This window comes from Bradyrhizobium sp. cf659 (assembly GCF_900113725.1).
GTDB lineage: Bacteria > Pseudomonadota > Alphaproteobacteria > Rhizobiales > Xanthobacteraceae > Bradyrhizobium.
The window spans coordinates 121,535-147,514 of sequence record NZ_FOQJ01000005.1; the positions used below are offsets into that span (position 1 = coordinate 121,535).

Below are 25,980 nucleotides of genomic sequence, written 5' to 3' on the forward strand. Positions count from 1 at the left end.
GTGAATTCGAGCGGCCGAACGTCCGGCGATCGTCACCGGCCACCCTGGCAGCCGCGAGTCGCTTCTCGGCGACCCACGCTGCACCGCGACACAATGGGGGACACTCGTTAATTGAACCTTCTGATTCTTCGCGCCTGCGCGCACGGGCCGGCACAAAACCTGCCGATTTTATCGGCAGTTGCGCATGGTTTTGGCGCAAGGCCCGCAGGCGCATGCAGATCGCTGCATGGGCGCCCCGATGGACGTTCGCCCCTGCGTCATCTTGCCAAGCGCGCTCTCGACCGCTTCCAGCGGGGCCGAGGCAACGCGCCGCATCCCTTCCGATCCTATTTTCGCCGGCGGGGCTTATGCAGCTCGTACGCAATCTCCGACCGGGATATCCCGCAGTCCTGAAGCTCCCGTTCGGTCATGGCAGCGAGCTGACACCGGGCCCGGGACCGCTCCCGCCGGACCCGCATGATCTCCACCAGCGTCCGCCAGGCCCGCACGACCATCGACGGCCGTGACGGACCAGGTCGGTCGGTGGACGCGACGTCGTTCGCTCCGGTCAGCTCGCAGCCCTCACGGGTGCTTGCGGAAATGGGCCGAGCGCCCTCTCGGTCAGGATCGAGTCGCAATATTCCCGGATCTCCTTGATCTTGCCGCCCTCCAGGCGAAACACCAGGCAGTAATCGTTGTCGTAGCGCACGCCTTCCGGCGTGACGTTGTCGCCCTTGGCTTCGACCACGACGATGTCGCCATCGGCGATGAAGCGGTGGGCAACGGTACGCGTGCGGTCGCGCAGGCGGGTGCGCACATAGCCGTGCAAATCGTTGAGGATCGCCTCCTTACCGGTGAAGGTGCGCGACCAGGAATACTGGCCGGTTACGACCCATTTGGCGTCGTCGGCAAGGCTGGCGGTGAACAGCGCACGGTCGCGCACGGCGGGATCGGGGTTCGCGGCGGCGGCGAAAATATCCTGCATCAGTTTCTTGTTGGCGCTCGCGTTCATGGCGGCATCTCCGTTTGGTGACATCACGGAGATCATTCCCGCTGGATGAGAATTCTTCAAATCGATAGCCAATATGATATCTATTCACTTCATGAATTTGAATTCGCTTGACCTCAATCTTCTCACCGCACTCGACGCGCTGCTGCGCGAGGCCAGCGTCAGCCGCGCCGCCTTGCGCATCGGGCTGTCGCAACCGGCCGCGAGCCATGCGCTGCAGCGCCTGCGCGACATCCTGGGCGACCCGCTGCTGGTGCGGACCGGCGCGCGGATGGAGCTGACGCCGCGGGCGCAGGCCCTGCGCGCGCCGCTGGCACAGGCGCTCGACCAGGTGCGCGGGCTGTTCGTGCCGGATGAATTCGACGCCGCGCGCAGCGAGCGGCAATTCCGCCTGATGATGCCGGATCTCGCGGTCGAGCTGTTGATGCCGCCGTTGATGGAGAAGGTGACCCGGGCCGCGCCCAACGTCCGCGTCGACGTCGTGCCGTGGCGGGGACCTGCGATCTTCCACGCCGAATTCGCCCGCACCATCGACCTCGTGATCTCGATCGGCAACGCCTTCAAGGGCTTTCACCGCCAGCTGCTCTACACCGACAGCGACGCGCTGGCGGTGCGGCGCGGCCATCCCGTGGGAGCCAAGCTGAAGCGGCGCGAGACGTTCCTGGCCGCGCGTCATGTCGGCGTGATCATCCGCGGCAATAGCGAGGATCTGATCGACACCTGGCTGCGAGCCAAGGGCATCGAGCGACATATTTCGCTGGTGGTGTCAGGCTATCTCGAGGCGCTGCACGTCGCCGCCCGCACCGACCTCGTCGCCTTCGTGCCGCGCCGGCTGATCGCGGCGCTATCGAAACAGCTCGGCCTCGTCGCGGTGACACCCCCGCTCGACCCCGGCATCGACGAGCAGTTCATGTTCTATCCGACTCGCGCGCAGATGGACCCGGGCTCGATCTGGCTGCGGCGGCTGATGCTGGAGACGGGACGGGAGCTGGAGAAGCGGAAGGCTGGTTAGGATGCAGCTTCAAAACATTCGGTGTCGTCCCGGCGAACGCCGGGACCCATAGCCACAGGGTGTAGTTTGGCGAAGACCCGTCGTTCGGTACTCCTACCGAACGCGGTCGATAGATTCCGCTGTCGTCCCGGCGTTCGCCGGGACGACAGCGGAATTCGTGGCCACGCTTACGCTTGCCCGGGACGACACCGGGTTTGTTACGCCTTCTGCGCGTCCATCACCTTGCGCACCGCAGGCCGGTCCGACATCCGCTTGAAGTGATCGGCGATCTTCGGCGTGGCGTTGATGTCGACGTTGTCGCCTTCGAGCCAAGTCGACAGGGTGTAAAGATAGGGATCGCAGATCGTGAACTGATCGCCCATCACCCACGGTCCCCTGAACATCTTCTGTTCGATCAGGTTGAAGCAGGCGCCCATGGTCTTCGGGACCATCTGCTTCATGTCGGCGAACGAGCTCTCCTGTGTCGCCCAGCGCGCACCGCGCATCTTGTGCGCATGGTTGATGTGCACGGTCGAGCAGAGATAGGAGTTGAACGACTGCACCTGGGCGAAGTCGAAGGGATCGTCGAGCGGCGCGAGCTTCGCCTTGGGAAAGGTCTGCGCGATGTAGGCCAGCATCGCCGGCGTCTCGGTGAGGACGCCGCGGTCGGTCACCAGCGCGGGCACGCGGCCCTTCGGGTTGATGGCGAGATAGTCCGGGCTGTTCTGCTGATTGTCCTTGAAGCTCAGCCGCTCGGCCGCGTAGTCGGCGCCGGCCTCTTCCAGGGTGATGTAGGTGGCGAGCGCGCAGGTGCCGGTGGCGTAGTAGAGCTTGAGCATGTCGGACCTCATGGGAAAATCGGAAAGTAACGGCTGTCGGCCCCGAGGTCCATAGCACGACATCCTCTTCGCAGTTGCCCACATCCGCCCGTCTGTGCCAAGACGCCCGCAATTGGAGGGGTTTTGTCATGACCGTACTCATCGCCGGTGGCGGCATCGGCGGGTTGACGCTTGCGCTCAGCCTGCACGGAATCGGCGTTCCCGTAAAAGTGTTCGAGAGCGTCGCGGAGCTAAGACCGCTCGGCGTCGGCATCAACGTGCTGCCGCATGCGGTGCGCGAGCTGATCGAGCTCGGGCTGATGGACAAGCTCGATGCCAGTGGCGTGCGCACAAGCGAGCTCGCCTACTTCTCCAAGCACGGCAAGCCGATCTGGAGCGAGCCGCGCGGGCTGGAGGCCGGCTACAAATGGCCGCAATTCTCGATCCATCGCGGCACGCTGCAGCAGATCCTGCTCGACACTGCGATCGAGCGGCTCGGCCGCGACAACATCCTGACCAGCCACCATCTGACCGGCTGGAGCGAAACAGCTGATGGCGTCCGCGCCGATTTCATCGACAAGGCGACCGGCAAGGCCGCAGGCACTTACGAAGGCGCGATCATGATCGCCGCCGACGGCATCCATTCCGCCGCACGAGAAAAGCTCTATCCCGATGAGGGTCCGCCGATCTGGAACGGCCGCATCCTCTGGCGCGGCGTGACGCCGGCAAAGGCGTTCCTCACCGGCCGCACCATGATCATGGCCGGGCACGAGATCCTGAAATTCGTCTGCTATCCGATCAGCAAGGTGCCGGATGCGGCGGGCAACCATCTGATCAACTGGGTCGCCGAGCGCCACATGCCGCCGACCTATCAGTGGCGGCGCGAGGACTATAACCGCACCGCGCGGCTGGAGGAGTTCTTGCCGTGGTTCGAGAGCTGGCAGTTCGACTGGCTCGACGTGCCCGGCCTGATCCGGAACTGCCCGCACGCCTACGAATATCCGCTGGTCGACCGCGATCCGGTGTCGCGATGGACGTTCGGCCGCGTCACGCTGATGGGCGATGCCGCGCACCCGATGTACCCGATCGGATCGAACGGCGCCTCGCAGGCGATCCTCGATGCCCGCGTCATCACCCGCGAGATCCTGGCGCATGGCCCGACGACCGCGGCGCTGCTCGCCTATGAAGCCGAGCGGAGGCCCGCGACCACCGACCTCGTCCTGCTCAACCGCAAGAACGGCCCCGAGCAGGTGATGCAGCTGGTCGAGGAGCGCGCGCCCGACGGCTTTGAGGTCGTCACCGACGTGCTGTCGCAGCAGGAGCTGGAAGACATCGCCGCCAACTACAAGCGCGTCGCGGGGTTTCAGGTGGAAGCGCTGAATGCGAAACCGGCGATCGTGCCGCGGCACGCCGATGCGAGACGCGCGAGCACCTAGGTCGTTGCCCCACACTTCGCGATGCCGTTGACGCGCGCGAGTTACGCGGAGCGACGACCGCCCAACGTCGACGACATCCGCTTGAGCTTATTGATGGCGCGGATAGCGTAACCGAACCCGACGGGATTGGTCTGGCGCAAGAAGGCGACCTTCCTCACATAGTTTTCGACGTGCCATTTGGCGTGCGCACCGTCGCGGAAAAAGACAACGTCGCCGACACCGTAGGGTTTCGGTGGCATGCCATCGCTCTCGATCACCGCTGATCCTTCAAGGATCATGATCGTCTCGTCCAGGTCGTAGTACCAGTTGAACTTGCCCTTGGTGCAGGACCAGATCAGGGTCGTGGCGGTGCCGCACGCGCTGGTCGACAGCAGGTGCGAGCGCGCTTCGGGCTTTCCTTCAATGATCCAGGATGGCTCAATCGGGGACGGTTCGAGATCGACGTTGCAGTGGCCGGTCTCAATAAGCGCAAGCGCCATGACTCACCTCAAGGCCTCAAATAAAGCGCGACTTGAAAAATCATCCCGTTCAAATTTGTAAATTTTCTTTCGGGCCAACTACATTCAAAGCTTCCGCAGAAAATTTGAATTGGCCAATTTGCCGCAAGTCAGGTCGATCATGCGTCGAACATCGCGATTCGCCCGCGGATTGCGCGCATCCACCCTGTTTCTTTTCCGACTGCGACAATATGCGCGAGTCCAATGCCCGCATTGCTAGACACGGTCGATCGGCGCGCTCATTGCGTGCACAATGAATTCGCGAGCAAATCCGTAATTACACGCGCTGGTAGATACCTATCCGCTTCCATGCTGACGCAAGGCATTTTCCTTTATGCGAGCAGCATGAAGAAGGCCCACCGCACCGGTATCAGCGAACCACCCTCGCCGCTTCCAGCAGCCGCTCGCTCGCGGTCGCGGTGGCAAGCACGGTGCCATCCTCGGTCATCAGCCTGGCCTCGACGAAGGCGACGGTCTTGCCGAGCTGTGTCACCCTGGCCTCGGCGATGATTGGACCGGGCTTGGCGGGGCTGAGGAAATTCACGGTCATGCTGATCGTGGTGGTGTAGAGCCGGCCCTCGCTCATCACCAGCACGGCCGGGCCCATGGTGTCGTCGAGCATGGCCGAGAGCATGCCGCCCTGGATGAAGCCCGCCGGATTGCAGAATTCGGGCTTGCCCTCGAAGCCGAGCTTGATCCAGCCCTCCTCCGGACGGGCGTCGAGCAGGCGCCAGCCCAGCAGCTCGGCACAGGGCGGCCTGGGAAAGTTGTCGAGCGCGGTCTTGACCATCGGGGAGCCTCCGTGTCGCTCCTGTTAACGCGGCCCTGCTGCCAGCATGGTGTCAGGAGGATGCGGTCGGCGGGAGGTCCAATCCGTGCGCGATCACCTTGCGCATGACGTTGGGCAGTGCTTCCCCGGCCAGCGTCGCGATCGGCACCCAGCGCATGCCCGCGGGTGCCCGCGTACGAGCTTCAGCCTTGGCGGTATAGACCACCAGTTCCAGCGGAAAATGCGTGAAGACGTGGGTGACGACGCCCACCCTGCGCTGCCAGCGCGACAGTCCCTTCAGCGCGGGCGCCTGCTGCTTCGCCGTCGCGTCCTCCTGACCGGCGAGCCAGTCCGAGCCCGGCACTTCCGTCATGCCCCCCAGCAGGCCCTTTTCGGGCCGGCTGCGGACCAGCAGCTCCTCGCCGCGCGTCACGACGAAGGCAGCGCCCCGCCGCAACGTCCCGCTCTTCTTCGGCGCCTTGCGCGGAAACGTCTCCTGCGTTCCCTGTGCCCGCGCCAGGCAATCCTCGTTGAGCGGACACAGCGAACAGGCCGGCTTCTTCGGCGTGCAGATCGAGGCGCCCAGATCCATCAGCGCCTGCGCGCTGTCGCCCGCGCGAGACTTCTCGCCGCCCGCGCGGGAGTCGGCAAGGAGCGTCGCCGCCAGTTGCTGGATCAGCGGCTTGGCCTGCGGCAGTTCCTCCTCCACCGCAAACAGGCGCGACACCACGCGCTCGATATTGCCGTCGACCGGCATGGTGTGGCGGTCGAACGCAATCGCCGCAATCGCCGCGGCCGTGTAAGGCCCGACGCCCGGCAGCGCGCGCAGCCCCTCCTCGGTGTCGGGAAACACGCCGCCATGCTCGCGCGTCACCGCGACCGCGCAGGCATGGAGATTGCGCGCGCGGGAGTAATAGCCGAGCCCGGCCCACATGCGCAGCACGTCATCCTGCGAGGCCCGCCCCAGCGCGGTGACGTCAGGCCAGCGCGCGACGAATTTTTCGAAATAGGGCCCGACCGCCTTCACCGTGGTCTGCTGGAGCATGATCTCCGACAGCCAGACCCGGTAGGGGTCCGACGCCTCGCCGGGCCCGGCCCGCCAGGGCAATCGGCGGCGGTGGCGGTCGTACCATTGGAGGAGCAGCGTCGGACCCGACGAGGTCTCCGCCTGACAGGGTTCCGACTTGGCCTTAAGGGCAGATCTGGGGCTCATCCTCTCAGTGTAACCGACGTCACGCCAATCTCTCCACGTCATGCCCGCGCTCGTCGCGGGCATCCACGTCTTTCTTCCTCGAAGAACGTGGATGGCCGGGACATGGGCGAGCGGAAGCGACGCCGTCCTTCGGACGGCTATGCCCGGCCATGACGGCGAAGCGCCTGTGGCTCGCGCTTCGAGATGGTATAAGGCCCAATGTCCAAATTCCCCCCAAAGCCCGGCCCCATCAGCGCCAAGCCGCTTTCGCTGCTGCTCAACGACGTCTTTGCCGAGGCCTATGCCAAGCAGGGCTTTGCCGCGCGCGAGCTGGTGACGCGGTGGGCGCAGATTGCCGGGCCGGAGATCGCGGCCCATGCCGAGCCGCTCAAGATGCAATGGCCGCGGCCGGTGGAGGGCCAGCCGCAGGAGCCGGCGACGCTGGTGCTGCGGGTCGAGGGGCCGATGGCGCTGGAGATCCAGCATTCCGCGGATGTGATCCTGGAGCGGGTGAACCGCTTCTTCGGCTGGAGCGCGGTCGGCAAGCTCGCCTTCCGCCAGGCCCCCCTGTCGCGCGTCCGGCGGCCGGTCCGGCCGGGCCCGCCGGACCCCAAGAGTGTCGCCAAGGTGGAGGAGACCCTCGGTGACATCGAAGATGAACAGCTCAAGTCGGCACTGGCGCGGCTCGGGGCCGCCATCAAGCGAAATTGAGCCTCATTTCGCGGCCAATCTGGACCCGTTCCTGCGGCCCGCCATTGCCTCAAACCACGTTTCAAGCTAGCGACAGGCCGCCCAAACGGGAACCTTGATAAGGACCTTGGGGCAAGACCACGCCAATTCGGGAGCCGACCTTGATCATCACCCGCCGCGCCTTCACCACGATGCTGTCGCTGACCGGGCTTGCCGCGGTCGCCGGGTTCTCCCCCTTGCGGTTCATCTCCGACGCCATGATCCCTGAAGCCATGGCGCAGGCCGCCGGCGATGTGGCAAAGCCCGTGTCGCTGCCCGACATGGCGCTCGGCCCGAAGGACGCCGCCGTCACCATCACCGAATATGCTTCGATGACCTGCCCGCACTGCGCGGCCTTCAACGAGCAGGTGTTCCCCAAGATCAAGTCCGAATACATCGACACCGGCAAGGTGCGTTACATCTTCCGCGAGTTCCCGCTCGACATCAAAGCCGCAGCCGGCTCGATGCTGTCGCGCTGCATCGCCAATGGCGATGCGCCGAAATACTTCGCCGTCACCGACATGCTGTTCCGCCAGCAGAGCGACTGGGTGATGAAGAACACCACCGAGACCTTGACGCGGATCGGCAAGCAGGCCGGCCTCACCCAGCAGCAGGTCGAAGCCTGCCTGAAGGACCAGGCGCTGCTCGACAAGATCGCCGCCGACCAGAAATACGCCAGCGACATTCTCAAGGTCGATTCGACGCCGACCTTCTTTATCAACGGCGAGAAGATCAAGGGCGAGACCTCGTTCGAGGAATTCGCCAAGAAGATCAATCCGCTGCTGAAGAGCTGATTTTCCCGCATCACGCCTGATTCGCATCTCGAACGCCGTATCATTCCCGGCATAAATCCCTTGGGAAAAGCGGCTTTCGCCGGTTGCCCTCGCGGCGCACCGCGGCCATTGTCCAGCCGCATGAGGCGCCTCGCGCGACTCGCCCGGATAGTGACATTGCCTTCCATGGTATTGTCCCGGCAGGGGGATTCGCGCCTGCCAACAGAGATGCGTGCTTATGAAAATCACCCGCCTGCGCCTTCACGGCTTCAAGTCCTTCGTTGAGCCCACGGACTTCGTCATCGAGCCCGGCCTGACCGGCGTGGTCGGACCCAACGGTTGCGGCAAGTCGAATCTCGTCGAAGCGCTGCGCTGGGCGATGGGCGAGACCTCGTACAAATCGTTGCGCGCCGCCGACATGGACGCGGTGATCTTCGCCGGCTCCGGCAACCGTCCCGCGCGCAACCACGCCGAAGTGACGATGACGATCGACAACGCCGATCGCACCGCGCCGGCGGCGATGAACGACAGCCAGCTTCTGGAAATCTCCCGCCGCATCGAGCGCGAGGCCGGCTCGGTCTATCGCATCAACGGCCGCGACGTGCGCGCCCGCGACGTGCAGATCCTGTTCGCGGACGCCGCCACAGGCGCGCGCTCGCCCGCCCTCGTCCACCAGGGCAAGATCGGCGAGATCATCCAGGCCAAGCCCGAGCAGCGCCGCCGCGTGCTGGAAGACGCCGCCGGTGTCGCAGGTCTCCATGCCCGCCGCCACGAGGCCGAGCTGCGGCTGAAGGCGGCCGAAACCAACCTCACCCGCGTCGAGGACGTGATCGGCCAGCTCTCCGGCCAGATGGAAGGCCTGAAGAAGCAGGCCCGCCAGGCCGTGCGCTACCGCGAGGTCGCGGCCAAGGTCCGCAAGGCCGAAGCCACGCTGTTCCATCTGCGCTGGATCGGCGCCCATGCCGACGTCAACGAATCCGGCCAGACCCACGATCTCGCCGTCCGCGAGATGGCCGAGCGCACCCAGCACCAGGCCGAAGCCGCCCGCATCCAGGCCATCCGCGCCGCCGAGATGCCGGCGCTGCGCGATGCCGAGGCGCGCGCCGCGGCCGGGCTGCAGCGCCTGACCAATGCCCGCGAGCTGCTCGACCGCGAGGAAGAGCGCGCCAAGGAGCGCGTCGCCGAGCTCGAACGCCGCCTCGCCCAGTTCGAGGGCGACATCTCCCGCGCCCAGCAGCAGACCATGGACGCCGACGTCGCGCTCCAGCGCCTCGACAGCGAAGACGCCGAGCTGAAGGAAGAGATCAAGTCGCGCGTCGAGAAGCGCTCCGGCGTCGACGAGCGCGTCGCGGAAGCCGAGGCGGTGCTGACCGAGACCGAGCAGCAGTTCGCCGAGCTCACCACCGCGCTCGCCGACCTCACCGCCAAGCGCAATCAACTCGAAGCCAATGTCCGCACCCACCGCGACAAGCTGGCCCGGCTCGACCAGGAGATCGCGAACGTTACGGCCGAGGAGCAGAAGCTTGCCGATGAAACGGGCGGCTTCGGCGACCTCGACGAGCTGACCGCCACGGTCGAGAACGCCGAGCAGACGCTGGCGGCCTCGGAGGCCGCGGCCCAGGCGAGCGAAGCCGCGCACGTCGCTGCGCGCCAGACGCTGGAATCCTCCCGCTCGCCGCTCAACGAGGCCGACAAGCGCGTGCAGCGGCTCGAGACCGAGGCCCGCACGATCTCCAAGATCGTCAACGGCGAGACCAAGAATCTGTGGCCGCCGATCATCGACGGCATCACCGTCGACAAGGGTTTTGAAAAGGCCATCGGCGCCGCGCTCGGCGACGATCTCGATGCGCCGATCGACCCGTCGGCGCCGATGCGCTGGACCAATGTCGGCGAGACCGACGGCGATCCGGAGCTGCCCGAAGGCGTCGTACCGCTCGCGAACCACGTGCAGGCCCCGGCCGAGCTGGCCCGCCGATTGGCGCAGATCGGCGTGGTGCCGCGCGAGCGCGGCGCCGAGCTGGTCTCGCAGCTCAAGACCGGCCAGCGGCTGGTCTCGCCCGAAGGCGACGTCTGGCGCTGGGACGGCTTCGTCGCGGCGGCTCACGCCCCGACCGGCGCCGCGCGCCGCCTTGCCGAGCGCGCCCGCCTCGTCGACATCGAGAACGAGCTGGAGCAGGCCCGCATCGACGCGCAGATCAAGCGCCAGGCGCTGGAGAATGCCGAGTCCGAATTGCAGATGGCGGCCAGCACCGAAGGCGCGAGCCGCGAAGCCTGGCGCGCCGCGCAGCGCGAGCTCAACACCGCGCGTGAGCGCCATGCCACGGCCGAGCGCGAGATCGGCCGCCACGCCGCGCGCAAGGCGACGCTGTCGGAAGCGCACAGCCGTCTCGCCGCCGACCGCGCCGAAGCCGAGGCCGCATACGAATATGCCGAGGCCGGCATCTCCGAACTGCCGTCGAGCGAGGACACCGAGACCCGTCTCGCCGCGGTCCGCAGCGACATCGAAGGCCATCGCCGCATGGCCGCCCAGGTCCGCGCCGAGGCGCAGGCGCTGGCGCGCGAGGCCGAGCTTGCCGACCGCCGCGTTCAGGCGATCCTCGCAGAGCGCACCGAGTGGCAGAACCGCAAGGAGAGCGCGGCCTCCCATATCGACACCATCCAGGCCCGCATCGCCGAACTCACGATCGAACGCAGCGAGCTCGAAAACGCGCCGGCCGTGTTCGCGGAGAAGCGCAGCGCGCTGATCACCGAGATCGAATACGCGGAAAACGATCGCCGCATGGCCGCCGACGCGCTCGCCACCGCGGAAAGCGCGATGGCGGAGACCGATCGCGTCGCCAAGCTGACGCTGGAGGCGCTCTCCAGCTCCCGCGAGGCCACCGCCCGCGCCGAGGAGCGCATGGAAGGCGCGCGGCGCCGGCTCGAGGACATCGAGCGCGAGATCCGCGACATGCTGGAGGTCGAGCCGCAGGCCGTCGCCGGCCTTGCCGAGATCGAGCCCGGCGCGGAGCTGCCGCCGTTGCACGACATCGAGGAAGACCTCGAAAAGATGCGCCGCGACCGCGAGCGCCTTGGCGCAGTCAACCTGCGCGCCGAGGAAGAGCTGCGCGAGGTCGAGACCCAGCACAACGGCCTCGTCACCGAGCGCGATGACCTCGTCGAAGCCATCAAGCGGCTGCGCCAGGGCATCCAGAGCCTCAACAAGGAGGCCCGCGAGCGGCTGCTGACCTCGTTCGAGGTCGTCAACAACCACTTCAAGCGCCTGTTCGTCGAGCTGTTCGGCGGCGGCGAGGCCGCGCTGCACCTGATCGAGAGCGACGACCCGCTGGAGGCCGGTCTCGAAATCATCGCCAAGCCGCCGGGCAAGAAGCCGCAGACGCTGTCGCTGCTCTCGGGCGGCGAGCAGGCGCTGACCGCGATGGCGCTGATCTTCGCGGTGTTCCTCACCAATCCTTCGCCGATCTGCGTGCTGGACGAAGTCGACGCGCCGCTCGACGACCACAACGTCGAACGGTACTGCAACCTGTTGCACGAGATGACCGGCTCGACCGACACGCGCTTCATCATCATCACGCACAACCCGATCACGATGGCGCGGATGAACCGCCTGTTCGGCGTCACCATGGCCGAGCGCGGCGTCTCGCAACTCGTGTCGGTGAGCCTGGCCGAGGCGGTGGACATTCTCGATCAGAACGTGGCGTGAGGTCTCTGGCGTCATTCCGGGGCTCGCGAAGCGAGAACCCGGAATCTCGCGCCACAATCTCTGGATTCCGGGTTCGCGCTACGCGCGCCCCGGAATGACGGCGAATGAAAATGGTCTCGCCCACCCTCCCCGCTGAGCTGAAGGCCGCACTCGACGCGAAGCTTCAAGGCTTCTCCCGTACCGACGCCGCGCAGCGATCGCAGAAGATCTCGAACACCTATCGCGCCGGCGGCGGCTCCGGCACGATCAGGTCGGAGGCCGATGCGCTCGCTTACGCGCTCGCACGCATGCCGGCCACGTACGCGGCCGTGGCCGCCAGCCTGAATGCGCTGACCGAGATCGCGCCGGACCTCGCGCCGGAAACGCTGCTCGACGTCGGCGCAGGTCCGGGCACCGCAAGCTGGGCCGCCGCGGAGGCGTTTCCCTCGCTGCAGGACTTCACCCTGCTCGACGCCAACGCGACGCTGAGCCGGCTTGCGCTCGAACTCGCGCATGACAGCACGCGTCTGGCGGACTGCCGCTATTTGCCCGGCGATGCCGGCGGCAACCTCGCCGAGGTCTCGCAAGCCGATCTCGTCGTCGCGAGCTACATCATCGGCGAACTCAGCGAAGCCGATCAGCGTAAACTCGCCGAGGCGATGTGGGCGAAAGCGCGCCATGCGCTGGTCGTGATCGAGCCCGGCACGCCGGCCGGCTACGCCCGCATCCTCGCGCTGCGCCAGCAGCTGATCGCAGCTGGTGCCTTTGTCGCCGCGCCCTGCCCGCACGAAAAGCCCTGCCCGCTCACTGCGCCCGACTGGTGCCATTTCAGCCAGCGCCTGCCGCGCTCCCAGGCGCACCGCCAGATCAAGGGCGCCGAAGTGCCGTTCGAGGACGAACGCTTCATCTACGTCGCCCTGACCCGCACGCCGCCCGCGACGCGTGCCGCGCGCGTGCTGGCGCCGCCGGACGTCGGCAAGGCCGAGATCACGGCGAAGCTCTGCACTGAGGGTGGTGTCGCCATCACGAAGGTACCGCGGCGCGACAAGCTGTCCTATGCGGACGCAAGGCGTTGGCGCTGGGGTGATACAACGCACTGATGATCAAAGATTGATACTCGTGCGATCTACAACTCTCGCCGACCATCCGCTATCATTGCCTGAATTCAGTTCAGATCGCTTCACGATGGTCGAGTATCCTTCAGCTACCCTCGACGGCAAGCTTAGATATGTTACGTCTGAGCCCAGATCGGGCGCGCCCTTCCTTGGGATATTCATCGCCGTCGGCTTGGTATTCGTTCTCGGAAACAGCGTGCCTGAAACAGTCGTGGCACGTGCTGGCGCCGCCGCTGGCGTCATCGTCCTCGTATTCCTCGCAATCTTTCTTCTTCTGACAGCTATGCGCCGTCGGATCGTGGAGTTCGATCTGGTCACCCGAAAATTGACGATGTCACACAGCCGGTTCAGGCGTCCCAACAAAGTCTTTTTGGATTGCCCGTTCGACCAATGCCGTGCGCTCGGTCGTATCGAATACGAGACCGACGGTCATGCCTCGTATGGCGTTTATGTCGAACTACTCAGCGGGAGGCGTCACGACATCCCGGTCAAAGGAAAAACCGTTCAGGAAGCCGGCAGGGTCGCGGCCCGACTCTCCGAAGCCACCGGAATACCCAGGCTCGACACCAAGTTCTGACGCCAGTCCGACCCGGCCGTCATTGCCGAAAGTTAACCTCGTCACCCGCTTTTGCCTTGAACTCGGATGGTTCCAGATCCGACCAAGTCTTACCTCCCCTCCGCGCCGGGGCTCTCGCCCTGCGCCATTTTGGTCTAGGCTGCGCCCGCCTTAAATCCCCTTCAGGAGTTCTCCATGTCGACCGGCTGGATCGTTCTCGGCGTCATCGTCGTTCTCGTGTTCTTGGCCTTCAGCGCCTACAACCGCCTGGTGGCGCTGGGCCAGCGCGTGGGCCAGGCCTTTGCCGATATCGACGTGCAGCTCAAGCAGCGCCATGACCTCGTCCCGAACCTGGTCGAGACGGTGAAGGGCTACGCCTCGCATGAGCGCGGCACGCTCGACGACGTCATCAAGGCGCGCAATTCGGCGATGTCGGCGCAGGGCCCGGCGCAGGTGTCCGCGGCCGAGAACCAGCTCTCCGGCGCGCTCGGCCGGCTGATCGCGCTGTCGGAGGCCTATCCCGACCTGAAGGCCAACGCCAACTTCCAGCAACTCGCCAGCGAGCTCTCCGACCTCGAAAACAAGATCGCGGCGAGCCGCCGCTTCTTCAACAGCGCGGTCCAGGAATACAACACCGGTATCCAGCAGATGCCGGCCGCGTTGTTCGCCGGCATGTTCGGCTTCACCAAAAAGGACTTCTTCGATCTCGGCGCCAGCCGCACCGAGGTCGAGGCCGCGCCTCAGGTGAAGTTCTGATTGCGGCGTGAGCGACCTCTCACCTTCGTCATTCCGGGGCGCGTCGAAGACGCGAACCCGGAATCTCGACCGAGACACTAAGCTCTGGATTCCGGGTTCAGGCCTGCGGCCTGCCCCGGAATGACGGGAGCTAACGGAAGCAGCCATGGCCGCGTATGGTCTCTACACGCACATCGCCTCGAACAAGGTTCGTTCGATGCTGCTGCTCGCCGGCCTGTTCGCGCTGGTCTATGTGCTGGTCTATGCCGGCGCGCTGGTCGCCGAAGTCGTCATCAACGGCAATGAGACCGTCGCCTATTATCTGAACCGCGCCTTCTACGACCTGCTCAAGGCCGCGCCCTTCGCGACGATCGCCGCGGCCGTCTGGGTCGTGATCGCCTATTTCTTTCACCAGTCGATGATCGACGCGGTGACCGGCGGCCACGACGTCACCCGGCAGGAGGAGCCGCGGCTCTACAATCTGCTCGAAAATCTCTGCATCTCGCGCGGCATCACCATGCCGAAGCTGAAGATCATGGAGAGCCCGGCGCTGAACGCGTTCGCGACCGGCCTCAACCCGCGGCAATATTCGATCACCGTCACCACCGGCCTCCTCAACGCGCTGAACGACAAGGAGATCGAGGCGGTGCTGGGCCACGAGCTGACCCACATCAAGAACGGCGACGTGCAGCTCATGGTGGTCGCCGTCATCATCGCCGGCGTGGTCGGCTTCTTCGGCGAACTGTTCTTCCGCGTGTTCACGAATTTCCGCTGGAGCTCCGGCGGCTCGTGGTCGTCGGGTTCCTCCTCGTCGTCGCGGTCGTCCTCCTCGTCGAGCGACAGCAAGAGCTCCGGCGGCGGCGCGGTGATCGTCATCATCATCGCGGTCGTGCTGATCGTGGTGGCCTGGCTGATGTCGCAGGTCGTGAAGCTCGCGCTGTCGCGCTCGCGCGAATACCTCGCCGACGCCGGCTCCGTCGAGCTGACGAAAGACCCCGATGCCATGATCTCGGCGCTGCGCAAGATCGAGAACCGCGGCGAGCTGCCGGGCGCGACCTCGGCGGTGATGGAGCTCTGCGTCGACAATCCGCGCGAGGGCTTTGCCGATCTGTTCGCGACCCACCCGTCGGTGCAGTCCCGGGTCGATGCGCTGGTCAAGTTCGCCGGCGGCCACGATCCAGGTCCGCTGCCGGATCCGACTGACGAGACGGAACAGCCCGAGGCGCAGGCCGCCCCGCAGGACGCCCCGCCACCGCTGTCGCAGGGACCATGGAGCGATGCAGGCAGCGCGGCCAATCCGCCGCCCGTGCCCGCGCCCGGCCCCTCCGGAACCGCGGCGGGCAACCCGATCGGCAATCCGATGGGTCCCTGGGGCCGCCACTGAGCTCGCCCCGTGTGGCCAGTTTCACGGCAATCTGGAAAAACCTCAGGAATTGCCGCAAGCCGGGCCTGCGGAATTGAATTCTCCCTTGTTTCTGCCATGTTCGCGCCCAACAGCAGACTCGGGACATCGATTTGGGGCCCGGCCGATTGCGACCTCGCGATCGGGGGCGCGCGTTAGGGGACAGCAATGGCAAAGCCGGCAGTGGTTGTGGTGGGCGCGGACAAGGGCGGGGTCGGCAAGACCACGGTATCGCGCACCTTGCTCGATTATTTTTCCGCCAACAACGTGCCCACGCGCGCCTTCGACACGGAATCCCCGCGCGGAACGCTGAAGCGCTTCCATCCTGACATCACCGAGATCGTCGATATGACGACGACGGCCGATCAGATGAAGATCTTCGATACGCTCAACGCGACCAGCCCGTCGGTCACCGTGATCGACGTCCGAGCCGGCCTGCTCTCGCCGGCGCTCGCCTCGCTGCGCGACATTGGTTTCCTCGACGCCGCCAAGGCCGGGCAGATCACCTTCGCGGTGTTCCACATCCTGGGCCCCTCGATCGCCTCGCTCGACGAAATCGCCGAGACCGCGAATTTCATGACCGGCGCAAAATATTTCCTGGTGAAGAACTTCATCAACGACACCCAGTTCTTCCAGTGGGACCAGGCGACCTACAACTCCTACTTCCACCGCATCAAGGACGCCACCGAGCTGACCATCCCCAAGCTCAACGAAATGGCCTATGAGCAGGTCGAGGTCTCCTCCGTCCCGTTCCTGAAATTCGTCGCCAACAAGGGTATGAGCGACGAGGCCGCCAACTACTCCTTCGTGCTGCGCGGCTATGTCCGGCACTGGCTGGCCAATGTCTGGAGCGAGTTCGACCGCATCCGCCTGACCGACATCGTCGGTTCGAAGCCCGGCGCCCGCAGCAGCGAAAAATAGTTGCGGAGCCGGGGCTGATACGGCTGGATTGGGCGGCGAGTTCGCTCAGATAATAGTTCGTGATGCCCGCGACACCCGTCTACATCATCTGCTCGCCCCGCCCGCAGGTCGGCAAGACCCTGCTGGCGCGGCTATTGAGCGAGTTCCTGCTGCTCAAGAACGGCAACGTCGCGGCCTTCGACGTCAACCTGAAGGAGCCGTCGCTGCTCGACTACCTGCCGAAGGTCACCGAGACCGCCGACGTGATCGACACCTACGGCAAGATGCAGCTGATGGACCGCGTCATCGTCGATGACGGTCTTGCCAAGGTCATCGACCTCGGCTTCCACGCCTTCGACGAGTTCTTCAAGATGGCCGACGAGATCGGCCTGTTGAAGGAGGCGGCCCGCCGCCATGTCGCACCACAGATCCTGTTCGTTGCCGACACCGACCGCGTCTCGGCCCGCGCTCATGAGATGCTGCGCGAGCAGATCCCGCGGATGAACCTGATCACGGTGGACAATGAGCACGTCGTGCGCGGCGAATTGCCGGCCGCAATGGCAACCGGCCGGCTGTTCCGCCTGCCGGCGCTGCCGGGCTTCCTCAAGACCTATATCGACCGGCTGAACTTCTCCTTCACCGGCTATCTGCGCCAGGAGAAGGACGCCTCGACCGAGCTGCACCAGTGGACCCGGCGCAATTACCTCGCCTTCCGGGAGCTGGAGCTCAGCCTGATCCTGCAACGGTCCTAGGGCAATTATTTTACCCGGATAATATTGACTGCGGAGCGGACCCCGCTTATTGAAAGCGCACGCCTCAATAAGGTCCTATCCCGTGAGCATCGACCGGAAAGCAGCCATCGCCGCCTACAAGGAGCGGAAGACCATTGCAGGCATCTTCGTCGTCCGCTGTACGGCGTCGGGCGAGGCCTGGGTCGGCCAGGCGCCGAACCTGGAGACCATCCAAAACCGCATCTGGTTCTCGCTCCGCCAGGGCAATCATATGTGCCGCAGCCTTCAGGCTGCGTGGAACGCGCATGGCGAGGCCAGCCTGACGTTTGGCGAATGCGAGCGTCTGGAGGACGAGGAGACTGCCTATGTCAGGAATGCGCTCCTGAAGGAGCGCATGCTGCACTGGCGGGCGGAGCTCAAGGCCGAGGCGATTTAACGCGCTCAGTGCCCTTCGAACGTCATCAGCGTGCGCACCGGCACGTCCATGGCGCGCAGCTTGGCGGCGCCGCCGAGCTCGGGCAGGTCGATGATGAAGCAGGCCGCCACGACATTGGCGCCGATCTGGCGCAGCAGCTTCACCGCGCCTTCCGCGGTGCCGCCGGTTGCGATGAGGTCATCGACCAGGATGACGCGTTCGCCGGGCTGGATCGCATCGACATGCATCTCCATCTCGTCGATGCCGTATTCGAGAGAGTAAGCGATGCGCACGGTGGTGTGCGGCAGCTTGCCTTTCTTGCGGATCGGCACGAAGCCGGCGGAGAGCTGATGCGCCACCGCGCCGCCGATGATGAAGCCGCGCGCTTCCATACCGGCGACCTTGTCGATCTTGTTGCCGGCCCAGGGGTTGACGAGCTCGTCCACCGCGCGGCGGAACGCGCGCGCATCCGCGAGCAAGGTCGTGATGTCGCGGAACATGATCCCCGGCTTGGGATAGTCGGGGATGGTGCGGACGCTCGCCTTCAGGTCGTGATCAAAGGTCATTTGTATCCCATGTTAGCTGTCATTCCGGGGCGGCTCGAAGAGCCGAACCTCAGGTGCGCAATTGCGCACCGGGGAATCTCGAGATTCCGGGTCTGGTGCTTGCGCACCATCCCGGAATGACGAGCATGAAACATGCACTCAATTCGCCCCAGCATCCAGCCGGAACGCATTCTCGACAATACGCAAGCCCACCTCGCCGCCGAGTGACATCAGCGATTCCGGGTGGAATTGCACGCCGGCGACCGGCAGGGTCTTGTGCTCCAGCGCCATGGCGACGCCATCCTCGGTGCTGGCGGTCACGTTCAGCACCTCCGGCATGCTGTCGCGCTCGACATAGAGCGAGTGATAGCGGCCGATGACGATCTCGTTCGGCAGGTTTCGCATCAGGCGTCCGCCGCGCACCTGCACCCGCGAGGGCCGGCCGTGGGCGGGATGGGTGAGCTGGCCGAGCTCGCCGCCAAAATATTCGCCGATCGCCTGCACGCCGAGGCAGACGCCGAACACCGGCAGCTTGTTCTCCAGCGCCGCGTCGATCGTCTTCTTGATCCCGAAATCTTCGGGCCTGCCCGGGCCGGGCGACAGCACCAGCAAATCCCACCTCTTCTGCTTGAGCATGTCGAGCGCATGCACATAGCGGACCACGGTGACGCTGGCGCCGACCTGGCGGAAATAGTCGGCGAGCATGTGCACGAAGCTGTCGTCGTGGTCGATCAGCAGCACCCGCTTGCCGCTTCCGGTCGCATCGGGCGCGAAGGTCGACAGCGGTTTCGGCGGATCGCCGCGCAGGGCCTGGAACAGCGCCGCGGCCTTGACCTGGCATTCGCGGTCTTCGGCCGCGGGATCAGAATCGAACAGGCAGGTGGCGCCGACGCGCACCTCGGCGAGGCCATCCTTCATGCGGATGGTGCGGATGGTGAGGCCGGTGTTGATGCTGCCGTCGAAATTCACTGCGCCGATCGCGCCGGCATACCAGCGCCGCGGCGACCGCTCGTGATCCTCGACGAACTGCATCGCCCACAGCTTTGGCGCACCGGTCACGGTGACCGCCCAGGCGTGGGTGAGGAAGGCGTCGAGCGCGTCGAAGCCGGGACGCAGCATGCCCTCGACATGGTCGACGGTGTGGAACAGTTTTGAGTAGGTCTCGATCTGCCGCCTGGCCAGCACCTTGATGGTGCCGGGGACGCAGACGCGCGCCTTGTCGTTGCGATCGACGTCGGTGCACATGTTGAGCTCGAACTCGTCCTTCTCCGAGTTCAGGAGCTGGCGGATCTGCTCGGCATCGCCGATCGCATCGGTGCCGCGCGCGATCGTGCCCGAGATCGGGCAGGTCTCGACGCGGCGGCCGTCCGAGCGCACGAACATCTCGGGCGAGGCAGAGACGAGAAACTCGCCGTCGCCGAGATTCATCAGCGCGCCGTAGGGCGAGGGGTTGATGACGCAGAGGCGCTGGAACACTTCGGCCGGCGAGCGGTCGCAGGGCTCGGCGAACAGCTGGCCCGGCACGGCTTCAAAGAGATCACCGCGGGCAAAGGCCGCGCGTGCTGTCTCGACGGTGGCCTGGTATTCGCCGGGCGCGTGATCGGCAAAGCCCTGGCGCGGTGTCTTCAGGTACGGGCTGTCGGCGGTCTCGCGCGGCAGGCCCTCGGTGGACTTGCCCTTCCACGCGAAGTCGTAGGAGAGCACCACGCCGCGGCCGGTGGCGCGGTCATAGGCCAGCAGACGATCGGGGACGTAGAGCACGATGTCGCGCTGGTCCTGCTCGCGCGTGCGCTTCTGCACGAGGTCCTCGATCTGGAACACGAGGTCGTAGGCGAAGGCGCCGAACAGGCCGAGCAGCCCGTCGTCGTTGGCCGAGAAGGCGGCGACGAGGTCGCGCACCAGCGACATCACGCTGGCGCGCCGGGTGCGCTGGTCTTCCTCGACCGGCGCATCGCCGCGAAGGATGTGGCCGGCAAGGCGCGAAGCGGTTGTCTCGGAGATCACCACGCAGGGTTCGCGCAGGACCTCAGTGAGGAAGGCGATCAGCACCTGGCCGCGCTCGTTCAGCGCTTCCAGCTTGAAATTGACGCCTGTGGTTTCGAGCTTGAGCGGCGGATCGGAGAAGCCGAGGTCGAAGCTCTCGTAGCGGCCAGGCACGGTCGTGCCCGAGGACAGCACCACGCCGCGGCGGCGGTCGAGCAGGCTGACGAGATCGTCGAGCCGGTTGGCGCCACCGGTAAACTGCTCCGCCACGCGCGTGATCGCGAGACCTGCGCGGGTCACGTAATCGCTTCGGGCCGGGAGGGCAAAGACTGTCCTGTTCATGTGGTCCTCTTACGAGACTTGCCGAGGGAACGCCACACAGGACAAACGATCAGGCCGCCGCACTGCGTGGGCGACCTTCGACGATTTTGGGAAAAGAAATCGCACCGGCCACCTCTTAGGAGGTGCGCCACCAAAGACGGGCTGGGCGGACGGCGGTGCTCATGGGCGGATACTCACCATGGCGCGGCGGCGGCGTCAAGGGTGGCCCCGGCGGCTGCTGGTCGTCCGTGGGACGACGCCAATCTCCGCCGTCGTCCCGGCGCAGGCCGGGACAAATAGCCACAAAATTGAGCTTGGCGAAGACTCGAAGTGGAAGCTCGCCCCAACCACAAACCCTGTGGTCCCCCGTGCGCAATTGCGCACCAGGCCGGGACGACACTGAAATTGCAGCGCGACTGGCGCGCCACACTTACCCCAAATGCTTCCGGAAAAACTCCGTCGCCCTGCCCCAGGCAAGCTCGGCGGCTTCGCGGTCGTGCACGGCCTGGCGCTGCTCGTTGACGAAGGCGTGCTCGGCGTCATAGCGGAACAGCTCCAGCGACTTGCCGGCGGCCTTCATGGCCTTCTCGAAGCCGCTGACCAGCTCCGGCGTGCACCAATCGTCCTTGTTGGCGAAATGGGCCTGGAGCGGGATCTTGACGTCAGCGGGCTTGGCGGCCTGCTCCGGCGGGATGCCGTAGAACACGACGCCGGCCGCGACCTCCGGGATTTTCGTGGCGCCGATGATGGTGACGGCGCCGCCGAGGCAGAAGCCGGTCAGCCCGACCTTGGCGCCGTTGCGCGACAGATATTGCGTGGCGCCGCGCACCGTCTGCGTGGTGGCGTCCATGAAGTCGAGTGAGTTCATCTCTTTGCCGGCCGCATCCGTGTCGTGATACGGCACCACCTTGCCCTTGTAGAGATCGGGCGCGAGCGCATCGAAGCCGGCGAGCGCGAAGCGGTCGCACAGGCCCCTGATCTGGTCCGACAGGCCCCACCATTCCTGGATCACGACCACGCCCGGCGCGTTGCCGCGCGCGGCATTGGCGAGATAGCCCGATGCGTCCTTGCCGTCCGGGCGCTTGAAGGTGATGGCGGTTCCCATGGTGTCCTCCGATGAGTTTCTGGGGGAGCGGTTGGCGGCATTTTGGCCGCTGGGCGCGCGCGGCGCAATCCACACTCTTGTCATTCCGGGGCGATGCGACAGCGCGAGCCCGGAATCCATCTGGCCGCAGAGTTGGTGGATGAATGGATTCCGGGCTCGATGCTGGCGCATCGCCCCGGAATGACGGCAACAAAAAAGCCCCCTTTCGGGGGCTTCTTTATATCTCGCCTCGCGCCGCTCAGTGGGAGTCGGCCCAGACCTTCTTCTTGGTGAAGTACATCAGGCCCGCGAAGATGATCAGGAAGACGAACACCTGGAAGCCAAGGCGTTTACGCGCTTCCATGTGCGGCTCGGCGGTCCACATCAGGAACGTGGTGACGTCCTTGGCGTATTGCGCAACCGTCGTCGGCGAGCCGTCGTCATAGGTCACCTGGCCGTCGCTGAGCGGCTTCGGCATCTTGATGGCGTGGCCCGGGAAGTACTTGTTGTAGTAGGAGCCCTCCGGGATGGTCACACCCTCCGGCACCTTCTCCTCAAACCCCTGGAGCACCGCCGAGACGTAGTCCGGGCCCTGCTCCTGGTACTGGGTGAAGAAGTCGAAGATGAACCAGGGGAAGCCGCGGCCGTAGGAGCGCGCCTTGGTGATCAGCGACAGGTCGGGCGGCGCCGCACCGCCGTTCGCTGCACGAGCTGCCTGCTCGTTCGCGAATGGCGAGGGGAAGTAGTCGGCCGGCCGGCCCGGGCGCTCGAACATGTCACCGGCATCGTTCGGGCCGTCCTTGACCTTGTACTCCGAGGCGAAGGCCGACGCCTGCGCCACGGAATAGCCGGGGCCGCCGTCTTCCGCGAGGTTGCGGAAGGCGATGTAGGACAGGCCATGGCAGCTGGCGCAGACTTCCTTGTAGACCTTCAGGCCGCGCTGGAGCGCGCCGCGGTCGTACTTACCGAAAGGGCCGGCGAACGACCATTTGTTGCCCGGCGGCCTGTCGCTGCCCTCGGAAGCGCGCGCATCCTGGAGGCTGCCGAGGAACAGCGCGCCGGCGGCAACGAGCATGACCGCGACGGAGGCCACGGCCTTGCCGCTCTTGGTCAGGATCGCTTCCGAGATCGAGTTCGGCACCGGCCGCGGCGTCTCGATGCGCGAGAGCAGCGGCAGCACGATCAGGAAGTAGGCGAAGTAGCAGACCGTCAGGACCCGGCCGGCGATCACGTAGATGCCTTCCGGCGGCTGCGCGCCGAGATAGCCGAGCAGGATGCAGACCACGACGAAAATCCAGAAGAACTGCTTGGCCAGCGGACGGTACTTCGACGACCTGGTCTTGGCGGCATCGAGCCAGGGCAGGAAGACAAGCACGATGATCGCCGAGAACATCCCGATGACGCCCGCAAGCTTGTTCGGGATCGAGCGCAGGATCGCGTAGAACGGCAGGTAATACCATTCCGGCACGATGTGCGGCGGGGTCACGCCCGGATTCGCCGGGATGTAGTTGTCGGCGTCGCCGAGATAATTCGGCATGTAGAAGATGAACCAGGCGTAGAGCAGCAGGAAGCAGGCGACGCCGAACCCGTCCTTGATGGTCGCGTGCGGCGTGAACGGCACCGTGTCCTTTTCCGCCTTCGGCTCGACGCCGTCAGGATTGTTCTGGCCGGCGACATGCAGCGCCCAGACGTGGAGCACGACGACCCCCGCGATCAGGAACGGCAGCAGGTAGTGCAGCGAGAAGAAGCGGTTCAGCGTCGGGTTGCCGACCGAATAGCCGCCCCACAGCAGCGTCACGATGCTTTCGCCGACATAGGGAATGGCGGAGAACAGATTGGTGATGACGGTGGCGCCCCAGAAGCTCATCTGGCCCCACGGCAGCACGTAGCCCATGAAGCCGGTCGCCATCATCAGGAGATAGATGATGACGCCGAGGATCCAGAGCACCTCGCGCGGCTCCTTGTAGGAACCGTAATAGAGGCCGCGCAGCATGTGGACGTAGACCGCGAAGAAGAACATCGACGCGCCGCAGGCATGCATGTTGCGCAGCAGCCAGCCGTAATTGACGTCACGGACGAGCAGCTCGACCGACTTGAAGGCGAGATCGGCATGCGGCGTGTAGTGCATCGCCAGGATCACGCCGGTCAGGATCTGCATCCCCAGCATGAAGGAGAGGATGGCGCCGAAGGTCCACCAATAGTTCAGATTGCGCGGGGTGGGATAGGCGACGAAGGAGGAGTGCATGAGGCCGAGGATCGGCAGGCGCCGCTCGATCCATTGCAGGGCCGGATTGCTCGGCTGGTAGTCGGATGGTCCGCTCATGATGCGATCCTGAGGAAATAATACGACGAGACGGCGCGAAGCTTCGGACGAGGGTCCGAAGCTCAGCCGATCTGGATTTTGGTGTCGGAAACGAACTGGTACGGCGGCACCGGCAGGTTCGCGGGCGCGGGCCCCTGACGGATGCGGCCGGACGAATCGTACTGCGAACCATGGCAGGGGCAGAAGAACCCGTCGTAATTGCCCTCATGAGCGATCGGGATGCAGCCGAGATGGGTGCAGATGCCGATCACGACCAGCCACTGCTCATGGCCGGACTTGACCCGGGCCTCGTCGGACTGCGGATCGGGCAGGCTCGCCACGTTGACGGCGCGCGCCTCGTCGATCTGCTTCTTGGTGCGGTGGCTGATGTAGATCGGCTTGCCGCGCCAGAATACCTTGATGTCCTGGCCCTCGGCGACCGGGCTGAGATCGACCTCGATCGGCGCACCGGCCGCGATGGTCGAGGCATCAGGATTCATTTGGGAGATGAAGGGCCAGAGCGCAGCTGCGCCCCCTACTGCTGCAGCTGCCCCCGTTGCAACGAATAAGAAATCACGGCGTGTCGGATGGTCCGCCGAAGACGCTGTCGTCACGATTCCAACCCTTTCTTCTTATGCTACCGGTGGAACCGCTCCAGGGGCCCCCAAGGTCCCCAGAACTGGCTGCCGGCGCCCGCGGCCCCCCGCGGCGGCAGAACTTCGCTTGTCCCCGCCAAAACAAGCGAAAACAGCAGTCCAGAATCGTTCTATTGGCACCCTTGCCGGGCGAGCGCAAGCCCGCTAACGGCGGGGAAGCGTGCAATGCACGAATTCCCGCGCCGGCGATGTTTTATTGAGACATTTCCGCCCCACAACCAACCCGCCGCCGCCCATGCAGATAGCGCTTTTCCAGCCCGACATTCCCCAGAACACCGGCACGATTCTCAGGCTCTGCGCCTGCCTGGGGCTGGCTGCCCATATCATCGAACCGGCGGGGTTCCCTGTCTCCGACCGGCATTTCCGCCGGGCGGGAATGGATTACCTCGACCATGTCAGCATCACGCGCCACGTCTCCTGGCCGAAATTCGAGGAGTGGCGCGCGGCGCAGGGCTGCCGGCTGCTGCTGTTCACCACCGGGGCCGCCACCGACTACCGCGATTTCCGTTACCAGACGTCGGACATCCTGCTATTCGGGCGCGAGAGCGCCGGCGTCACCGACGCGGTGGTCGAGGCCGCGGATGCGCGGCTGGTGATCCCGATCGCCCCGGGACTGCGGTCGCTCAATGTGGCCATGACCGCGGCGATGGCCGCAGGCGAGGCGCTGCGGCAGATCCGGAACCCGCAAGGTTGATATGTTGAGGAGAGACCATTGAGTTACGCGGTCAAGGAAATCTTCCTGACCCTGCAAGGCGAAGGCGCCCATGCCGGGCGCGCGTCCGTGTTCTGCCGCTTTGCCGGCTGCAATCTCTGGAGCGGCCGCGAGGCTGACCGGCAGTCAGCGACCTGCAAATTCTGCGACACGGACTTCGTCGGCACCGACGGCACGCTCGGCGGCCGCTACGCTGCGGCTGCGGAGCTCGCCGACACCATCGCGGCGCAATGGACGGCAACGGCCGCCAACCGCTACGTGGTGCTCACCGGCGGCGAGCCGCTGCTCCAGGTCGACGAGGCGCTGATCGATGCGCTCCATGCGCGAGGCTTCGAGATCGGCGTCGAGACCAACGGCACGATCGCCGCACCTGATGGGCTCGACTGGATCTGCGTCAGCCCCAAGGGCGGCAGCGAGCTCGTGCTGCGCCGCGGCCACGAGTTGAAGCTGGTCTATCCGCAGGCCCTCGCCGCGCCGGAGGCCTTCGAGGACCTCGCCTTCGAGCGCTTCTCGCTGCAGCCGATGGACGGGCCCGAGGTGGCCGAAAACACCGCGCGCGCGATCGACTACTGCCTGCGCCATCCGCAATGGCGGCTCAGCGTGCAGACGCATAAATCGCTCGGCATCAGATAGGATTGGTTTTCGAAC

General features: G+C 65.5%; 25 protein-coding genes. 14 read left to right on the plus strand and 11 right to left on the minus strand.

The genetic code is table 11. The features are described 5' to 3' along the window. Positions 1-326 precede the first annotated feature (326 nt). Positions 327-494: a YjiS-like domain-containing protein gene (locus tag BM118_RS22600; protein ID WP_092187702.1), complete on the minus strand. Its 168-nt coding sequence runs from the start codon at positions 492-494 to the stop codon at positions 327-329. 53 nt (positions 495-547) lie between these two features. After that, a complete protein-coding gene (locus BM118_RS22605) occupies positions 548-991 on the minus strand; it encodes a nuclear transport factor 2 family protein (protein WP_177234581.1) in 444 nt (147 codons plus the stop codon). Between the two features lie 91 nt (positions 992-1,082). Between BM118_RS22605 and BM118_RS22610 the strand changes: the two genes are divergently transcribed. Next, complete coding sequence (locus BM118_RS22610) at positions 1,083-2,000, plus strand: LysR family transcriptional regulator (RefSeq protein ID WP_092187704.1); 918 nt, start codon at positions 1,083-1,085, stop codon at positions 1,998-2,000. 197 nt (positions 2,001-2,197) lie between these two features. Here the strand turns inward: BM118_RS22610 and BM118_RS22620 are convergent, their stop codons facing one another. Further along, positions 2,198-2,818 (minus strand): glutathione S-transferase family protein, encoded by a 621-nt coding sequence (locus tag BM118_RS22620; RefSeq protein WP_092187976.1) that lies wholly within the window; start codon positions 2,816-2,818, stop codon positions 2,198-2,200. 128 nt (positions 2,819-2,946) lie between these two features. On the opposite strand from BM118_RS22620, the gene BM118_RS22625 reads away from it, so the two are divergent. Continuing rightward, the gene (locus tag BM118_RS22625) at positions 2,947-4,233 is read left to right on the plus strand and encodes a flavin-dependent oxidoreductase (RefSeq protein WP_092187706.1); all 1,287 of its coding nucleotides are present in this window, start codon (positions 2,947-2,949) and stop codon (positions 4,231-4,233) included. A 41-nt stretch (positions 4,234-4,274) separates the two neighbouring features. Here the strand turns inward: BM118_RS22625 and BM118_RS22630 are convergent, their stop codons facing one another. From BM118_RS22630 to mutY, 3 genes are all read right to left on the minus strand, one after another. Then, a complete protein-coding gene (locus BM118_RS22630; RefSeq protein ID WP_092187707.1) occupies positions 4,275-4,712 on the minus strand; it encodes a cupin domain-containing protein in 438 nt (145 codons plus the stop codon). A 388-nt stretch (positions 4,713-5,100) separates the two neighbouring features. Next, a complete protein-coding gene (locus BM118_RS22635; protein ID WP_092187708.1) occupies positions 5,101-5,520 on the minus strand; it encodes a PaaI family thioesterase in 420 nt (139 codons plus the stop codon). Between the two features lie 52 nt (positions 5,521-5,572). Further along, complete coding sequence (gene mutY, locus BM118_RS22640; protein ID WP_092187709.1) at positions 5,573-6,712, minus strand: A/G-specific adenine glycosylase; 1,140 nt, start codon at positions 6,710-6,712, stop codon at positions 5,573-5,575. 198 nt (positions 6,713-6,910) lie between these two features. On the opposite strand from mutY, the gene BM118_RS22645 reads away from it, so the two are divergent. The 10 genes from BM118_RS22645 (at position 6,911) to BM118_RS22690 (ending at position 17,750) form a co-directional block, all read left to right on the plus strand. Then, on the plus strand, positions 6,911-7,402 hold the full coding sequence (locus BM118_RS22645) for a DUF721 domain-containing protein (RefSeq protein WP_092187710.1): 492 nt from the start codon (positions 6,911-6,913) through the stop codon (positions 7,400-7,402). A gap of 140 nt (positions 7,403-7,542) precedes the next feature. Beyond that, positions 7,543-8,214: a DsbA family protein gene (locus BM118_RS22650; protein WP_092187711.1), complete on the plus strand. Its 672-nt coding sequence runs from the start codon at positions 7,543-7,545 to the stop codon at positions 8,212-8,214. Positions 8,215-8,431: 217 nt separating this feature from the next. After that, entirely contained in the window at positions 8,432-11,896 is a 3,465-nt protein-coding gene (gene smc, locus BM118_RS22655) for a chromosome segregation protein SMC (RefSeq protein ID WP_092187712.1), read from the plus strand. A 110-nt stretch (positions 11,897-12,006) separates the two neighbouring features. After that, the gene (locus BM118_RS22660) at positions 12,007-12,975 is read left to right on the plus strand and encodes a small ribosomal subunit Rsm22 family protein (protein ID WP_177234582.1); all 969 of its coding nucleotides are present in this window, start codon (positions 12,007-12,009) and stop codon (positions 12,973-12,975) included. 211 nt (positions 12,976-13,186) lie between these two features. Beyond that, positions 13,187-13,567, plus strand: coding sequence for a hypothetical protein (locus BM118_RS22665; RefSeq protein WP_143099505.1), 381 nt, complete (start codon positions 13,187-13,189; stop codon positions 13,565-13,567). A gap of 174 nt (positions 13,568-13,741) precedes the next feature. Continuing rightward, positions 13,742-14,302: a LemA family protein gene (locus tag BM118_RS22670; RefSeq protein WP_011085281.1), complete on the plus strand. Its 561-nt coding sequence runs from the start codon at positions 13,742-13,744 to the stop codon at positions 14,300-14,302. 145 nt (positions 14,303-14,447) lie between these two features. Further along, the gene (locus BM118_RS22675; RefSeq protein ID WP_092187715.1) at positions 14,448-15,665 is read left to right on the plus strand and encodes a M48 family metallopeptidase; all 1,218 of its coding nucleotides are present in this window, start codon (positions 14,448-14,450) and stop codon (positions 15,663-15,665) included. A gap of 186 nt (positions 15,666-15,851) precedes the next feature. Further along, positions 15,852-16,604, plus strand: coding sequence for a P-loop NTPase family protein (locus BM118_RS22680; RefSeq protein WP_092187716.1), 753 nt, complete (start codon positions 15,852-15,854; stop codon positions 16,602-16,604). Between the two features lie 62 nt (positions 16,605-16,666). Then, positions 16,667-17,335, plus strand: a complete 669-nt coding sequence (locus BM118_RS22685) for a hypothetical protein (protein WP_177234583.1) — start codon at positions 16,667-16,669, stop codon at positions 17,333-17,335. 82 nt (positions 17,336-17,417) lie between these two features. Then, complete coding sequence (locus tag BM118_RS22690) at positions 17,418-17,750, plus strand: GIY-YIG nuclease family protein (protein WP_092187718.1); 333 nt, start codon at positions 17,418-17,420, stop codon at positions 17,748-17,750. Positions 17,751-17,755: 5 nt separating this feature from the next. On the opposite strand, the gene BM118_RS22695 is transcribed toward BM118_RS22690, so the two are convergent. From BM118_RS22695 to petA, 5 genes are all read right to left on the minus strand, one after another. Next, positions 17,756-18,295, minus strand: coding sequence for an adenine phosphoribosyltransferase (locus tag BM118_RS22695; RefSeq protein WP_011085277.1), 540 nt, complete (start codon positions 18,293-18,295; stop codon positions 17,756-17,758). A 138-nt stretch (positions 18,296-18,433) separates the two neighbouring features. Next, positions 18,434-20,599, minus strand: coding sequence for an anthranilate synthase component I (locus tag BM118_RS22700; protein WP_092187719.1), 2,166 nt, complete (start codon positions 20,597-20,599; stop codon positions 18,434-18,436). Positions 20,600-21,008: 409 nt separating this feature from the next. Further along, entirely contained in the window at positions 21,009-21,683 is a 675-nt protein-coding gene (locus BM118_RS22705) for a dienelactone hydrolase family protein (protein ID WP_092187720.1), read from the minus strand. Between the two features lie 238 nt (positions 21,684-21,921). Then, the gene (gene fbcH, locus BM118_RS22710) at positions 21,922-23,985 is read right to left on the minus strand and encodes a cytochrome b/c1 (RefSeq protein ID WP_092187721.1); all 2,064 of its coding nucleotides are present in this window, start codon (positions 23,983-23,985) and stop codon (positions 21,922-21,924) included. 62 nt (positions 23,986-24,047) lie between these two features. Next, complete coding sequence (gene petA / locus BM118_RS22715) at positions 24,048-24,578, minus strand: ubiquinol-cytochrome c reductase iron-sulfur subunit (RefSeq protein WP_026232845.1); 531 nt, start codon at positions 24,576-24,578, stop codon at positions 24,048-24,050. A 277-nt stretch (positions 24,579-24,855) separates the two neighbouring features. Here petA and BM118_RS22720 point away from each other — a divergent pair, with 277 nt between their 5' ends. Continuing rightward, entirely contained in the window at positions 24,856-25,314 is a 459-nt protein-coding gene (locus BM118_RS22720; protein WP_092187722.1) for a tRNA (cytidine(34)-2'-O)-methyltransferase, read from the plus strand. 18 nt (positions 25,315-25,332) lie between these two features. After that, the gene (gene queE, locus BM118_RS22725) at positions 25,333-25,965 is read left to right on the plus strand and encodes a 7-carboxy-7-deazaguanine synthase (protein WP_092187723.1); all 633 of its coding nucleotides are present in this window, start codon (positions 25,333-25,335) and stop codon (positions 25,963-25,965) included. Positions 25,966-25,980 lie beyond the last annotated feature (15 nt).